General features: G+C 56.9%; 15 protein-coding genes. 4 read left to right on the top strand and 11 right to left on the bottom strand.

Features of this window, described 5'->3' with window-relative positions:
* Positions 1-20: 20 nt before the first annotated feature.
* The 7 genes from phoB to DHN10_RS05420 all read right to left on the bottom strand — a co-directional run bounded on the left by phoB (position 21) and on the right by DHN10_RS05420 (position 7,369).
* Positions 21-707 (bottom strand): phosphate regulon transcriptional regulator PhoB, encoded by a 687-nt coding sequence (gene phoB, locus DHN10_RS05450; protein ID WP_108814224.1) that lies wholly within the window; start codon positions 705-707, stop codon positions 21-23.
* A gap of 4 nt (positions 708-711) precedes the next feature.
* Positions 712-1,419, bottom strand: coding sequence for a phosphate signaling complex protein PhoU (gene phoU, locus DHN10_RS05445; RefSeq protein ID WP_108814223.1), 708 nt, complete (start codon positions 1,417-1,419; stop codon positions 712-714).
* A gap of 12 nt (positions 1,420-1,431) precedes the next feature.
* A complete protein-coding gene (gene pstB / locus DHN10_RS05440; RefSeq protein ID WP_373456669.1) occupies positions 1,432-2,202 on the bottom strand; it encodes a phosphate ABC transporter ATP-binding protein PstB in 771 nt (256 codons plus the stop codon).
* Positions 2,203-2,246: 44 nt separating this feature from the next.
* Complete coding sequence (gene pstA, locus DHN10_RS05435) at positions 2,247-3,596, bottom strand: phosphate ABC transporter permease PstA (protein WP_108814221.1); 1,350 nt, start codon at positions 3,594-3,596, stop codon at positions 2,247-2,249.
* Entirely contained in the window at positions 3,596-5,077 is a 1,482-nt protein-coding gene (pstC, locus tag DHN10_RS05430; protein ID WP_108814220.1) for a phosphate ABC transporter permease subunit PstC, read from the bottom strand. The genes pstA and pstC overlap by 1 nt, the downstream gene beginning before the upstream one ends.
* Before the next feature lie 123 nt (positions 5,078-5,200).
* Positions 5,201-6,226, bottom strand: a complete 1,026-nt coding sequence (locus DHN10_RS05425) for a substrate-binding domain-containing protein (protein WP_108814524.1) — start codon at positions 6,224-6,226, stop codon at positions 5,201-5,203.
* A gap of 105 nt (positions 6,227-6,331) precedes the next feature.
* A complete protein-coding gene (locus DHN10_RS05420) occupies positions 6,332-7,369 on the bottom strand; it encodes a sensor histidine kinase (RefSeq protein WP_108814219.1) in 1,038 nt (345 codons plus the stop codon).
* 148 nt (positions 7,370-7,517) lie between these two features.
* Between DHN10_RS05420 and DHN10_RS19660 the strand changes: the two genes are divergently transcribed.
* Positions 7,518-7,994: a hypothetical protein gene (locus DHN10_RS19660; protein ID WP_159086926.1), complete on the top strand. Its 477-nt coding sequence runs from the start codon at positions 7,518-7,520 to the stop codon at positions 7,992-7,994.
* Here the strand turns inward: DHN10_RS19660 and DHN10_RS05415 are convergent.
* The 3 genes from DHN10_RS05415 to DHN10_RS05405 are packed head-to-tail and all read right to left on the bottom strand — an operon-like array spanning position 7,918 to position 9,968.
* The gene (locus tag DHN10_RS05415) at positions 7,918-8,439 is read right to left on the bottom strand and encodes a gamma carbonic anhydrase family protein (protein WP_108814218.1); all 522 of its coding nucleotides are present in this window, start codon (positions 8,437-8,439) and stop codon (positions 7,918-7,920) included. The two genes, DHN10_RS19660 and DHN10_RS05415, sit on opposite strands and share 77 nt — an antisense overlap.
* The gene (gene gmk, locus DHN10_RS05410) at positions 8,436-9,074 is read right to left on the bottom strand and encodes a guanylate kinase (protein ID WP_108814217.1); all 639 of its coding nucleotides are present in this window, start codon (positions 9,072-9,074) and stop codon (positions 8,436-8,438) included. Before gmk ends, DHN10_RS05415 begins: the two co-directional genes overlap by 4 nt.
* Positions 9,075-9,077: 3 nt before the next feature.
* Positions 9,078-9,968 (bottom strand): YicC/YloC family endoribonuclease, encoded by an 891-nt coding sequence (locus DHN10_RS05405; RefSeq protein WP_108814216.1) that lies wholly within the window; start codon positions 9,966-9,968, stop codon positions 9,078-9,080.
* A gap of 184 nt (positions 9,969-10,152) precedes the next feature.
* Between DHN10_RS05405 and DHN10_RS05400 the strand changes: the two genes are divergently transcribed.
* On the top strand, positions 10,153-10,782 hold the full coding sequence (locus DHN10_RS05400; protein WP_108814215.1) for a PAS domain-containing protein: 630 nt from the start codon (positions 10,153-10,155) through the stop codon (positions 10,780-10,782).
* Here DHN10_RS05400 and DHN10_RS05395 read toward each other — a convergent pair whose 3' ends face one another.
* Positions 10,783-12,153 (bottom strand): class II 3-deoxy-7-phosphoheptulonate synthase, encoded by a 1,371-nt coding sequence (locus tag DHN10_RS05395; protein ID WP_108814214.1) that lies wholly within the window; start codon positions 12,151-12,153, stop codon positions 10,783-10,785.
* A gap of 193 nt (positions 12,154-12,346) precedes the next feature.
* On the opposite strand from DHN10_RS05395, the gene DHN10_RS05390 reads away from it, so the two are divergent.
* Positions 12,347-13,348 (top strand): GlxA family transcriptional regulator, encoded by a 1,002-nt coding sequence (locus DHN10_RS05390; RefSeq protein WP_108814213.1) that lies wholly within the window; start codon positions 12,347-12,349, stop codon positions 13,346-13,348.
* On the top strand, positions 13,326-14,951 hold the full coding sequence (locus DHN10_RS05385; protein WP_108814212.1) for a DUF1963 domain-containing protein: 1,626 nt from the start codon (positions 13,326-13,328) through the stop codon (positions 14,949-14,951). The genes DHN10_RS05390 and DHN10_RS05385 overlap by 23 nt, the downstream gene beginning before the upstream one ends.
* The last annotated feature ends 109 nt before the right edge of the window (positions 14,952-15,060 follow it).

Raw genomic sequence — 15,060 nt, 5'->3', positions numbered from 1 at the left:
TGCAAAGGATTTGCTAGCGGCTAACCCAGAGCGTAGCCGGCCCCTCGGACGGTGCGTACCGGATCGCTGCCCCCATGTTGGGTCAGCACCTTGCGCAGCCGCCCGACATGCACGTCAACCGTACGGGTATCAACATAGATATCGCGCCCCCAAACCCGGTCCAAAAGCATGTCACGTGACCAAACACGGCCCGGTTTTTCCATAAATGTGGTCAGCAGGCGAAACTCTGTCGGGCCAAGTTTCAGGGCATTGTCGCCACGTGTGACACGGTGCGTTTCGGAATCCAGCACAATATCATCATAGGTGAGGACCTGCCCCACCGTCGCCGGGCGCACCCGGCGCAACTGCGTGCGCACGCGCGCCATCAGTTCTGACACCGAATAGGGTTTGACGACATAGTCATCAGCACCCGTTTCCAAGCCGCGCACCTTATCGACATCTTCAGAGCGCGCCGACAGCATGATGATGGGGATCAGTTGGGTATCCGATCTGATCTTGAGCCTGCGACATACTTCAATCCCCGACAAATTGGGCATCATCCAGTCAAGCACGATGACATCGGGTGCTTCTTCTTGGACGGACAAAAGCCCCTCTTCGCCGTCTTCGGCACGGGTGACACGGAACCCTTCGGCTTCAAGATTGTAGGCCAGCATTTCCCGCTGGGCGGCCTCATCTTCGATAATCAGAACATGGGGTTGCTGCGCCATCGGATTAGCCCGGATCCGTTACAAAAGCTGTCTTATCGCCCTTGGGTCGCGCCTCGTCGGGCATTTCGCCAGTCACCAGATAGATGACCTGTTCGGCCATATTGGTGGTCAGATCGCCCATGCGTTCGATGTTCTTGGCCATGAAATGAAGATGCATACAGGCGGTGATGTTGCGCGGGTCTTCCATCATGAAGGTCAGGAATTCGCGGAATAGCGCGTTGTACATCTGGTCAACTTCGTGGTCGCGCTGGCGCACGCTTTCAGCGAGCTTTTCGTCGCCGCGCATATAGGCGTCCAGCGTGTCCTTGAGCATGGCTTCGACCTCGCGCGCCATCCGGCGCAATGCGGCGTCTGATCCATGCACCGGACCCATCTCGACCAATACGCTGGTGCGCTTGGCGATGTTTTTGGAATAATCGCCGATCCGTTCCAATGACGCAGCCAGCCGAAACACTGTAAGAATGGACCGTAAGTCTTTGGAAACAGGGGCGCGTAGCGCAATCGTGCGCGCCGCTTCTTCGTTGATTTGCAGCTCTAGCGCGTCGATAACTTTGTCACCCTTGCGCACTTCCTCTGCCAGTTCCACGTCACGATCCGCAAGTGATTGCACGGCTTTCAAGATGGCCTCTTCAACCAGTCCGCCCATGCGCATGATCAGTGTCGTTATCCCCTCAAGGTCACGGTCATAAGCCGATGAGATATGCTCGTTCATTGTTTTTGCTCCTTACCCGATCCGGCCCGAAATATAGCTTTCGGTGCGGCTGTCCTGCGGGTTGGTGAAAATCTTGTCGGTGTCGTCATACTCAACCAAGTTACCAAGGTGGAAAAACGCCGTTTTCTGGCTGACACGGGCGGCCTGCTGCATCGAGTGGGTTACGATCACTACCGAAAAGCTCTGTCGCAATTCGTCGATCAGTTCTTCCACCTGCGCTGTCGCAATCGGATCAAGCGCCGAACAGGGTTCGTCCATCAGCAGAACCTCAGGCGCCGTGGCAATCGCGCGCGCAATACACAAACGCTGCTGTTGACCACCAGAAAGACCGGTGCCGGGGGCATCCAGCCGGTCTTTGGCTTCATTCCACAGGGCGGCCTTGCGCAGCGAGCTTTCCACAATCGCGTCAAGCTCTGCTTTGTTACGGGCAAGCCCGTGGATCTTTGGGCCATAAGCCACATTGTCATAGATCGACTTGGGGAACGGGTTCGGCTTTTGGAACACCATGCCGACCTTGGCGCGCAGCTGTACCGGATCAACCTTGGGATCATAGATATCTTCGCCATCAATCAGGATATCACCCGCCACACGAGCCACATCAATTGTGTCGTTCATCCGGTTCAGGCAGCGCAGGAAGGTGGATTTACCACAGCCTGACGGGCCGATGAAAGCGGTGACCGTCTTGTCGTCGATCTCTACGTTCACATCCTTGATGGCGTGGTTATCGCCATAGTAGACCTGCACGCCTTTGGCGCTGATCTTGGTGCCTTGCTGCGTACTCATTGCGCGGTCCACTTGTATCATATCTTCCATTTGTCTGCTTTCCTCTACCAGCGCCGCTCGAACCGGCGCCGTAGAATGATGGCGATGATGTTCATCGTCAGAAGGAACACCAACAGCACGATAATACCGCCCCAAGCCCGTTCATAATAGGCGGGGTCTGCGCGTTTGGCCCATTCATAGATCTGAGCCGGCATGGCCGAGTTGGGGTCAAGAAAACCAGACGCAATACCATCGGGATAGTTCGACGCGATATAGCCCACCATCCCGATCAGCAGCAGCGGAGCCGTTTCACCCAAGGCCTGCGCCAGCCCAATGATTGTGCCCGTCAGGATGCCCGGCATTGCCAAGGGCAGCACATGGTGGAACACCGATTGCATCTTGGATGCACCCACGCCCAAGGCCGCATCACGAATTGATGGCGGCACCGCCTTAAGCGACGCGCGGGTCGAAATCACGATGGTGGGCAATGTCATCAGGGTCAGCGTCAGACCACCCACCAGCGGGGCCGACTGCGGCAAATGCGCAAACTGGATGAACACCGCCAGACCAAGGATACCAAACACAATCGACGGCACCGCCGCGAGGTTTGAGATGTTCACTTCGATCAGGTCAGTGAATTTATTCTGCGGCGCGAATTCTTCTAGATAGATCGACGCGGCCACCCCGATGGGCAACGCCAGCACCAGCACCACCAGCATCATGAAAAACGACCCCAGCATCGAAACACCGATGCCTGCCTGCTCTGGCCGGCTTTCAGAGGCATCAGCACCCAGGATAAAATCCCAGTTAAAGACCCGCTCGACCGCACCTGCGGCTACCATCACGTCGATCAGATCAAGGTGGGCGGCATCAAGGTTTTTGTCGCGTGCAAGGTCTTCGCGTGTCACCCGACCCTTGAGGTAGCCATCCACACGGGACGAGGTCAGCAAACGAAATTCAACGGTTTCGCCAATCCGGTCAGGGTTTTCGATCACAAAATCACGGACAATGGCAGCAGCCGATGCAGAGAGTATCTTTTTCAGATCGCCATCTTCAACCTCGGTTTCGATATCCGCCGTTGCCACGATCAGGGCCTCATTGATCAGTGGGTTGTAGCCAAAGGTGGACACCTTTCTGATATCGTCGATGTCGCGGTTACCGTTTTTGTCGAGCTTCTCTTCCAACAGAGCAACTTCAAGATTGACGAAGGTTTGTGTGAAAGCAGGCGTGCCATTCTGGACGATGGCCCACAGCAGCGAGGCAAGGAACAACAGCCCCACGCTGATGGCAGCAATTCCATAGGCGCGGAACCGCTTTTCGGCGGCATTGCGGCGCTTGGTGCGGTCGTCCTGCGCTAGCAGTGACTTGCCCTTGGGGGGAACTGCGGGCGTGGATGGTGCGGGTGCATCAGTCATCAGTCGTACTGCTCCCGGTATTTGCGGACGATATAGAGGGCAAAGACATTCAGGCCCAAAGTGATCACAAACAGCGTGATCCCAAGGGCAAAGGCGACAAGTGCTTCGGGCGAGGCAAAGTCACTGTCACCGGTCAACTGGCTGACGATCTTGGCGGTCACGGTTGTCATGGCATCAAAAGGGTTCAGGCTCAGCCGTGCGGCGGCCCCTGCCCCAAGAACCACGATCATCGTCTCTCCGATAGCGCGTGACGCGGCCAGCAGGACGGCGCCCACAATGCCGGGCAAGGCCGCGGGCAGGATGACCTGACGCACAGTTTCGGATTTGGTCGCACCCAACCCGTAAGACCCGTCGCGCATCGCTTGGGGCACGGCGTTGATAATGTCATCGGACAGCGAACTGACAAAGGGGATTAGCATGATCCCCATAACCAACCCCGCCGTCATCACAGCCGTACCACCCGCCATCCAGCTGACCCCAAAAAGGCCCCCATCGCCAAACGCCTCTACCAAAAGCGGGCCGACAGTCAGCAAGGCAAAGAGACCGTAAACAATTGTGGGGATACCGGCCAGCAGCTCTAGCAGCGGTTTGGCAACCGAACGCACACCCTTGGAGGCGTATTCAGACAGGTAAATCGCCGCAAAAAGGCCCAAGGGGACGGCAACCACCAACGCCACGAATGAGATATAGAGCGTGCCCCACAACAACGGAAGAATGCCCAGCTCAGAGGTTTGGCCGCGGCCCGAGAAACTGGGGCTCCAGTTTGTGCCAAAGAAAAAATCGCTGGCCTGATACAGGCGGAAGAACTCTATCGTGTTGAAAACAAGTGATAAGACAATGCCAACGGTAGTTAATACCGCAATGCTGGCCGCCCCGATCAGCAGCAGCAAAACACCGTTTTCAACGGTGTTGCGCGCGCGAAAATCCTTGTGGGTGCGCAGATAGGTGACACAAAGCCCAAGCAGACCCGTTGCGATCACGGCAAGCGTTTTCAACAGGTTGCCGGTGCCCAGAAGTTCACGGTAACGCTGTCCGGCAGCCAGCGTTTCAGGGGTCACATCAGACCCCAGTGCAACACCCAAGCTGGCCAGCGTGTCGCGCACATCATCGGTACCCGCATCCAAGGCAAAACTCGTGTCAGCGCCCATCGCGCCGGTCTGCACAGCACGGTCCAGCCCTTCGGCCACGCGGCGCACATCGGCCATGACCAGATCGCGCGTGCCGGTTTCACTGATGCTGTCGTCAGAGATCAGATCGGAAACGGCGCTATTGATCGCCATCGGTTGCACAATCAGCCAGATCGCCAACAGGCCAGTAGCAGGCAGAATGGCCGACAATGCGACATTGGCACCGTAGTAGATTGGAAGTGAATGCAGGTTCCGCTTGTCACCACCAGCCGAGACCAGCGCACGCTGGCGGCCAAGGACAAAGCCAGCGACGCCAAGTCCCAGAATGATCGCGATGATAAGAAGGTTAGACATGTGATCCCTCAAGTGCGAAGCCTTTGCGCTGCATTAACACTGGCTCTGAAGACGCGCATTCATATTCTTAGGCAAGGATGCGCGGCCCGACGCAAAGCCGGGCCGCGCAGTCCGTCGTGCGGTTTACATGGTCTTTTCGTCAGCGATCATGGTCTGCGTGTCAGCCAGTGCTGGGTCAGACACCAGACCGTAAGCGGCCAATGGGCCGTCTGGGCCTGCCACCTCGTCAGCCACGAAGAATTCTGCGAATTCTTTCAGTCCGGGGATAACGCCGACATGCGCTGCTTTGATGTAGAAGAACAGCGGGCGCGACACAGGGTAGTCACCGGTTGAGATCGTTTCGGTTGTTGGCTCAACACCGGACATTGTAGCCACTTTCAGCTTGTCAGTGTTGTTTTCATAAAAGGCCAGACCAAACACGCCGATGGCATTTGTGTTGGCGTCGATACGGGCCAGCGTTTCTGTATAGTCGCCGTCGATATCCACGGAACGGCCATCAGTGCGCACAGCCAGACATGCATCTTCTGCGTCATCTTCGGACATGCCGGATGCGATCATCGCTTCAAATGCGCCTGTGGCTTCACAACCTGCCGCGACGACTTTCTCTTCGAACACTTCACGTGTGCCGTGCTTTGTACCGGGGATGAAGGCCAGAATGTCTTCGCTTGGCAGATCGGCGTTGAAATCCGACCACATCGTGTGCGGGTTATCGACCAGCGCGCCATCCACCATGACCTTTGGGGCCAAGGCGTTGAAGATATCAGCAGGTTCAAAGGCGGTGTAATCGGGGCCGTCCAACTGGGATGCAAAGACGATGCCGTCATAGCCGATGCGGACTTCGATAATGTCGGTCACACCGTTTTCGGCGCAGGCGGCCACTTCGGATTCACGGATGGCACGGGATGCGTTGGCGATGTCGATGGTGTTTTCACCCACGCCTTCGCAGAAACGCTTTAGGCCGGACGAAGACCCACCAGATTCGACAACGGGTGTCGGAAATTCAAAATTCTCTCCGAATGCCTCGGCGACGATGGATGCATATGGCAGCACGGTCGAAGACCCGGCAACCTGCACGTTGTCACGTGCAAATGAAGATGTGGCAGTAAGGGCGATGGCTGCGGTTGTCGCAGTCAGTTTCATGATCGACATCAAATCACTCCAGTCAGTCAAACAAAGGTGGCGCGCGAACCGCCCCACCATTGCGGCCCGTCTAAGAGGCCTGCCCGAAGCTTTTGTGACGTTTGTGTAAAAGTATTATGACAGTTGCGAGGTTGGCAGAAAAACAGAGATTTTTGTGCCCTGCCCTTCTTCACTTTCGATCTGCATGCGGCCCCGGTGCCGGTTGATGATGTGCTTGACGATGGCAAGCCCAAGCCCGGTGCCCCCAACCTGTCGCGACCGGTGGCTGTCGACCCGGTAAAACCGTTCTGTCAGACGCGCGATGTGGTGCGATGCAATGCCTTCGCCCTGATCCGCGACCGAAATTTCGACCACTTCGGCCCGCAGTCGTGCATCCACTGTGCGCCCCACCAACGTTACCTTCACTTGCTTGCCCGAGGCCCCGTATTTGATCGCGTTCTCAACGATATTTGCGAAGACTTGCACCAGTTGCCCAGCGTCACCGGCCACCATCGCGTCGGGCACTTGAATGTCGAGGGCCACGGTAACCTCAGCAGCCTTGGCCTGCGGCTCTAACCCCTTGATGACAGAGGGCAGCAACGCGCGAAGGTCGACATCTTCTTTCGGGCGCACCCGCTCGTCCTCTTCGACACGGCTGAGCGACAACAGATCATCAACCAGCCGCGTCATGCGGTTGGCCTCATGGGCCATGATCTCCAGAAACCGGTCCCGCGCGGCAGGATCATCACGGGCGGCACCGCCCAACGTCTCAATAAAACCCAGCAGCGCCGTCAGCGGCGTGCGCAACTCGTGGCTAACGTTAGCCACAAAATCGCGGCGCATCTGGCCTGCCTCCTCAGAGGCCGTCTGGTCCTCAAAAGTGACGACGATGTCTTGCCCGGCAGCAGCGACAGCAACACGATAGCGAATGTCCGTGGCGCCATCGCGATTGACGTACCGGGTAACTTGACGATCGCCCTGCGCTCTGACTTTGGCGATTGCGGAAACCAAAGCCGGCTGGCGCACTACCGACACGTGAGGCCGTCCGGTAAGGTGCGGACCGAATATAGATTCGCCAGGCCCATTGATGGCCTTAATGCGGTCATTTTGTCCGATCACTATGATTGGTATCGGTATTGCATCGACTAACAGGACTATATTTTCCGCAATCATTTTAGTACCTTCGCCGACATATTCCAAAATTCACGCATTAGAGCAATTGCCCCACCAGCCAACAGATATTACAGCAATAAATAGACGCCACATTTAAAAATTTCAGTATTTAACAAATCAACCACCCACCAATACAGGGTTCAACGGAATGTCTGAACAACTTATTCGCGAATATCCCACAGTTCGACCGCTGAGCGAACGGGACCCCGCGGACCGGACGCTTGTGATCGGAAACATGCGTCGTTGGGTCGCCGAAGGGCGCCTGACATCGTCCTTGCGCGATTTCACCTTTCTCAACTTTGGCGAACTAAGCGCCGAAGCACTAAAAGCGCACACACCCGACATCATCTTGTCGCCACTCGTCGGTGATGATTTTGATGTCATCGAGATCGCTCAACAACTCGCCACATTGGCATTCTCTGGCCGATATCGCGCGATTGCTGAACGCCTGCCCAACGCTGAAATGATCCGAAAAGAGGTCTCTGAACAGGCTACTGATCTGGATTTTGACGTGCTCTTGATGCCGCGCGATCCGGCCGAGCGGGCCCTCAGAGAGGTGTCAGATCACGCGCAAAACGCGCCGCATTCTCTTGATAATGCCAGGCAGAAAAGGTCAAAGCTTTAATCGCGTCAGCGTCCAGCTGACGTACAACTTTCCCCGGTGCGCCCATCACAAGTGAGCCATCGGGGATTTGCTTGCCTTCTGTGATCAGCGCACCTGCCCCGATCAGGCAGTTCTTACCGATCACAGCCCCATTCAGTACCGTGGCTCCCATGCCGATCAATGTATTTTCACCGATAACACAACCATGCAGCATGGCCTTGTGCCCAATAGTGCAGCCCGCACCGACCTGCAGTGGGTAGCCTATGTCGGTGTGCAGCACGCAGTTTTCTTGCACATTGCTGCCGACCCCAATGGTGATGCGTTCGTTGTCCCCGCGCAGGGTACACCCAAACCAGATCGAAGATTTCGCCTCTAGCACGACATTGCCAATCACATAGCAACCCGGCGCCACCCAAGCCTCATCAGCAACATCGGGCGTGACGTCACCCAGTGCATATATGCTCATGACAGCTCTCCAAATTGGGATTGCAGATTGCGCACATGTTCCAGCAAATGCGGCTGGCGATTGCGGCGCAGACGCTCTGCGCTGATGATCGTCTTAAGATCCTCGGCAGTGGCATCCACATCATCATTGATCAGCACAAAATCATACTCACCCCAGTGGTTGATCTCATCCATGCTTTTTTGCATTCGCCCTGCGATCACGTCCTCACCATCTTGCCCGCGCGAGATCAGGCGGCGTTTCAATTCAGTCATCGAGGGCGGCAAAATAAAGATCGACAGAACATTTTCGGCCAAAGATGAATTGTTGATCTGCAACGCACCCTGCCAATCAATGTCAAACAGCACGTCGCGACCGCTTTCTATCGCCTGTTGCACAGGTGCCTGAGGTGATCCGTATTTGTTACCAAAAACTTCCGCGTGTTCGAGCATCTCGCCTTTGGTGACAATCTCATCAAACCCGTCGTGGCTGACAAAATAGTAATCCTGTCCGTCCACTTCGCCCGCGCGTGGGGCGCGTGTTGTGGCCGAAACAGAGAACCGCAATGTGTCATCCCAGGCCCGCAGCCGTTTCGCCAAAGTCGACTTTCCCGCACCTGACGGTGACGACAGAATAATCAATAGGCCGCGTCTTGGCATTCCTTACTCCACATTCTGGATTTGTTCGCGCATCTGATCGATCACCGCCTTCAGCTCAAGCCCGATCGCCGTCAGCGCCGTTGCCTGCGCCTTGGCACAGAGTGTATTGGCCTCGCGGTTAAATTCCTGTGCAAGAAAATCAAATTTCCGGCCCGCCGGTTTGTCAGCAGCCAACAATTCTCGCGCCGCAGCAACATGCGCCTTGAGGCGGTCAATTTCTTCGGTTACGTCAGATTTGACAGCCAACACCGCCAGTTCCTGCGCGATACGTCCTTCATCCATCTCGCTGACGTCTTCCAGAACACGGCGCAATGCCGTGGTCAGGTTCTCGCGGACCCGCGGGGCGCGGGCGGCGGCTTGTTCGGCGGCGGCGGCGGTCAATGTGTCGATCTGGTCAAGTTGCCCTGCGATTACACTGTGCAGGGCCGCCCCTTCGTTGGCGCGCATTTCGACAAAATCTGCCACCAGCGGTGAAATGTCTGCCAGCAATGCCGTGGCCAGTTCTTGCGAATGTGCGTCAGATTGTGCCGAAACCAGCACCCCCCTTTGCGCCAGAACATCCGCCGCCGTCGGTTGGCCCAGTGTCACGCCCATCTCGAACGCACGTTCCTGCACCATGTCCAGCGCCTTGAGCACGCTATCAAGTTGCGTGGGGTCAAGTGTCAGCTCACCCTGGCTATCCTCGCGCGAAAGGCGCAGGTTCACAGTAACGTTGCCGCGGGCCAAGGCCTTGGTCAAAGCAGCGCGCAACGCAGGTTCCAATCCCTCGATGCTGTCAGGCAAACGTAGGCGCAAATCCAGCCCGCGCGCGTTCACGCCGCGCATCTCCCACGTCCAGCTGACGGTGCCAAACGCCCCTGTCCGGCTGGCAAATGCTGTCATCGAATGGGTCATTAGGTCCGCCTGTCGTTTTGTCATGCGCACCTAAATGGAAACCGCAGGCCGGGGCAAGTGCGGCGCAGGTTCGATTAACCATTTAACACTTTGTTAAGTGCCCATTGCCCTGAAATTTGTTAGACTTTTTTTACAGCGTGCACACCCACTTCATGCCGCGCTCAGATCCATGTTGGAGATAGTTATGAGTACAATCGAGTTTCCCCGCCCGCATCTTGACCGCAAGGCAGACACAGCCGTGCTGCAAAGCCTAGAGGATTACTGGCAAACCCTGCGCCATGCCGACCGCCTGCCAGCGCGCAGCGATATCGCACCTGATCAAATCGATCAGGTGCTGCCGCATGCCTTCATTCTACAGCGTGTGGCCCCCGGCACCGCCCGGTTCCGGGTCGCCGGGCAGCGCTTGCATGACCTGCTACGGATAGATGCGCGTGGCATGCCCTTTAGCACGCTTTTCGCACCGCAAGCACACGATCAACTGCAAGAGCTGGTCGAAGCCGCCTTTATGGACCCGGCCATCGTTGCCCTGCCACTGCGTTCGGAATCCGGCCTGCTTCGCCCTGAAATCAATGGCACGATGCTGCTTTTGCCAATGCGAGACCAACACAACGACACGTCACGGATATTGGGGGCCATTGTCACCGAACCAGTCACGGGCACGCGCCCGCAGCGTTTTCTGATTGCGCAGGATCGCCCCATGCGGCGCGAGAACCTAGGCGTCCGACTGGCAGCGACACAACTGATGCCGCGGCCCCAACAACAAAGGCCGGACGCTGCACGCCCGGCCCTTAAACTTGTGGTTAATAACGCCTGATCAGCCGGCTTTGGCTTGGCCGATCTTTGTGCGGCGCGCTGACAGTTCTTCGGAAACCAGAAACGCCAGCTCCAGCGATTGTGACGCGTTCAGCCGCGGATCGCAGGCCGTGTGGTAACGATCTGAAAGGTCCTCGTCGGTCACAGCGCGTACGCCGCCGGTGCATTCGGTCACGTCCTTGCCGGTCATCTCAAAATGCACACCGCCGGGGATTGTCCCTTCGGCGTTATGCACGGCAAAGAATTCCTTCACCTCACGCAGGACGCTTTCAAAGGGGCGCGTCTTGTAGCCGGTGGAAGATTTGATCGTGTTGCCATGCATCGCATCACAGGTCCAGACGACGTTGGCACCTTCTTCCTGCACAGCCTTGACCAGACGCGGCAAGTGCTCGCCAACAGAACCCGCACCAAAGCGCGCGATCAGGGTCAGGCGCCCGGCTTCGTTGTCGGGGTTGAGGGACGCCATCAGCGCCTTCAGATGACCAGAGGTCATTGACGGACCACATTTAAGGCCAATGGGGTTCTGCACGCCTTTGCAGAATTCTACATGCGCGCCATCAGGCTGACGTGTCCGATCACCGATCCAGATCATATGACCAGAGCCAGCAAGCCATTTGCCGGAGGTCGAATCCAAACGGCAAAGCGCCTCTTCATACTCAAGCAGCAGCGCCTCGTGGCTGGTGTAGAAATCAACCGTTTGCAGTTCGTGGTTGGTGTCCGTGGTCAGACCGGCGGCTTCCATGAAGTCCAGCGTGTCGCTGATACGGGCGGCCATATCGCTGTATTTTTGCACTTCGTTGCCGTCGGTAAAGCCAAGGGTCCACTTGTGGACCTCGTGGACATTGGCAAAACCACCAGTGGAAAATGCGCGCAGCAGGTTCAGCGTCGCAGCAGCCTGCAGATAGGCCTGCAACATCCGCTCTGGATCGGGCACGCGGCTTTTCTCGGTGAAATCAAAACCGTTGATGATGTCACCACGGTAGCTTGGCAGTTCGATCCCATCGACAGTTTCTGTCGGCGCAGAGCGCGGCTTAGCCATCTGACCAGCCATGCGGCCGACCTTTACCACAGGCACTTTCGCACCATAGGTCAGCACCATCGCCATCTGCAGCATCACTTTGAACGTGTCGCGGATCGCATCCGCTGAAAACTCTGCAAAGCTCTCGGCGCAATCGCCACCTTGCATCAGGAACGCCTCGCCCCTGCTGACGGCGGCCAATTCGCTGCGTAGATTGCGGGCTTCACCAGCAAAGACCAAGGGGGGATAGCTGGCAAGACGGGCCTCAACTGCGCCAAGCGCGGCTGCGTCCGTATACTCAGGCATCTGGATCCGGGGCTTATTGCGCCAGTCAGATTTTTGCCAGTCAGTCATCGTCTTGCTCCATTTCAAGATAAGTTAGCGTTATCACCGCTTGCGTATAGCGCGCCGCCCGGTGCACGCCAATGGCAAAATGCGTGGCACCAATGGTGCTCATTCTTTAGGTAGGTTACGGCTTTTTGATCTTGAACGCCCCGCGCAAACCTGCTCAGGTTTCGGACGCAACAGCCGGCACAGAAAGTCTCATATGTCGATAGAACCTCAAATCGTTGATGTGGATCACGCAGGCAAGCCGCGCCGCTTTATTTTTGTGCTTATGAAAGACTTTACCATGCTGTGTTTCGCGGCAGCGGTGGAAAGCCTGCGCATTGCCAATCGCACGGCAGGGAAAGAGCTTTATACGTGGGACATTATGGCAGAAGGCGCCGAGGATGCTGTCTGCTCGAACGGCTGTGCCTTTCAGGTCAACAATGATCTGACAGAGCTGGAGCGCGATGACACTGTTATGCTGTGTGGCGGCGTCAACGTACAACAGGCCACAACCAAGCGCACGTTAAATTGGCTGCGGCGCGAAGCGCGGCGCGGTGTGACCATCGCGGGACTTTGTACCGCCGGATACACGATGGCCAAGGCCGGGTTGCTGGACGGCAAAAAGGCCACGATCCATTGGGAAAACCAGGATAGTTTTACCGAGGAATTTGATGAAGTCGAACTGACCAAATCGGTCTTTGTGATAGACGGCAATCGGATAACAACCGCGGGCGGCACCGCTTCTATCGATCTGATGATCAAACTGATTGCCGATCAGCACGGCGAAGACCTTGCCAATGCGGTCGCGGATATTCTGATCTATTCATCCATCCGTACCGATCAGGATACGCAGCGCCTGTCGATCCCCACACGTATCGGCGTGCGCCATCCCAAATTGAGCCGGGTAATCCAGATGATGGAACAAAACATCGAAGAGCCGATCAGCCCCGCGATCCTTGCCAAAGAGGTCGGCATGTCGACACGTCAGTTGGAACGACTGTTTCGGCGCTACCTGTCCCGCAGCCCCAAGCGGTACTACATGGAACTGCGCCTGCAAAAGGCGCGCAACCTGCTGATGCAAACGGATATGACAGTGATTAATGTGGCACTTGCATGTGGCTTTGCCTCACCCTCGCATTTCTCGAAATGCTACCGATCGCATTACGACACGACGCCCTACCGCGAGCGTGGGAGCCATGCCGCGCGATTGTCGGTCTGACCGGCACCCGATGCAACGCATCCTGATCAAACTGTTTTTTGCGGCCGTTGCAGTTCCCACCATCGCGGCGGCCTTTTACGCCAAGGCTACCGATGATGCCCAGATGCAGACAACGGTGGCGTTTGGTCTGTTGCTGCTGTTGCCGATTGCCGCATTCCTTGGCCTCTTGCGCCCTGAAAGCGACACGGCTGACGCAGACGGGGACGCATCTTCGCAGGCAACACCGGATGAGGTCTATCTGAGCCATGCCGAAGCCAGCAACATTCTGACTGGTGCTCAGTTCAAGGCCGAAGCGGCAAGGCTGTGTAAGGATTCCGGCCTGAAGCCGCTAAAGCGCAAAGACATCAAACGGCTGGCCAACGTGATTGATGAAATTCAGGCCAAGGTAAAGGCATTCCATCGTTCTGCCGAGATCACGCTGGTGCGCAGCGCGCGGTCCACGATCGACCTCGCCACCGAAGGCACAAGTTGGTTGGGGGGTGCCCCTGCCCTTGGAGATACACCCTGGCCACGCACCGCCGACGGCAAACCATTGCATCATCTTGCCCAGGTTGACCTTGCATCGCTGCCGCAAGACGCTGTCCCCGCACAGATGCCTCGCACCGGGGCACTGTCGTTCTTTGTCCCCACCACCGCTGACCCCATGCTGCCCGCCAAGGTCGTATATATTGCCGACAGCACCACAGGGCCGTCGCCACTTCCCGATGATCTGCCGCCCCTTTACGCAGGCGAACGCTGGGGCCATCACATCAAAGGTCATACGCGACAAACCGCACCGCGCGTCTTTCCGCGCTGGCCGATTGTGCCCTTGGCAACGCCCGTTCCCGATCCTCATGACGCGGCCATGGCCAATGCCTATTTGACGATGAAGTTTCCCGATCAGGAAACTGGCGCCATTTCAACCGCGAAGTATGCCAAATCCGTGCCCGGTTTTGGCGGCGCATTCTTTTGGGACACAGCCCAGCGGTTTGCGAATTCACTGCAGGTTGCATTGATCGCCTACGACCAGATTTTGACGGTGACGCAACAGCGCGTCGCTGACTATGGCGAACGCTATCAGAACGACCTTGATACGCTGATCGACCGGAAAGAAGATTTTGCCGGAATCGTGGACGAGATCACCGGCTGGGCGTTGGAACAGGATGCATGGGACCGCCTGCAAGGCACTGACATCGCACAGCTACAGCATTACTTTGGTCTGATCCGGCCGATGCAGGGTCAGGTTGCACCATTTCAACCTTTCTACAGATATTCCCCCGGCGAATTGCACAGCCTTGGTGATGCCGCAGACGCCACGCTGATTGCGGCGGCAACGGGTGATTTTCAAGCCTATCACAATCTGCCCGCAGCCGTGCGGGACGATATCGAGGCGCATTGGCGCCTGCCCGCCAACAACAGACGCCATCAGATGTTCGGGTTGGGCACGGCTGTGCAAACGGCCGTAGATGAACATGCCCATGACCACCTGCTTTTGCAGCTACAATCAGACAGTCTGCACTATTGGATGTGGGGCGACGCCGGAGTGATCCAGTTCTGGATCAGCGATGCAGCCCTTGCAGCAGGTGATTGGGACAGCGTGGAAGCCACGATCGAGGGGCGCTAAGGCCAAAAACGGCTATTTTCCGGTTGGGGGCTGGGCAAAAAGCCAAATCGCCTGTTTCAGCGCCCGCTTAAGGCACATCGACCTTTGGTTCCGACTTTCCTTTTGGAAA

It is taken from the genome of Loktanella sp. Alg231-35 (assembly GCF_900143545.1).
Taxonomy (GTDB): domain Bacteria; phylum Pseudomonadota; class Alphaproteobacteria; order Rhodobacterales; family Rhodobacteraceae; genus Yoonia.
The sequence above is the reverse complement of the archived record's forward strand: the minus strand, read 5'-3'. Positions and strand labels throughout refer to the sequence as shown.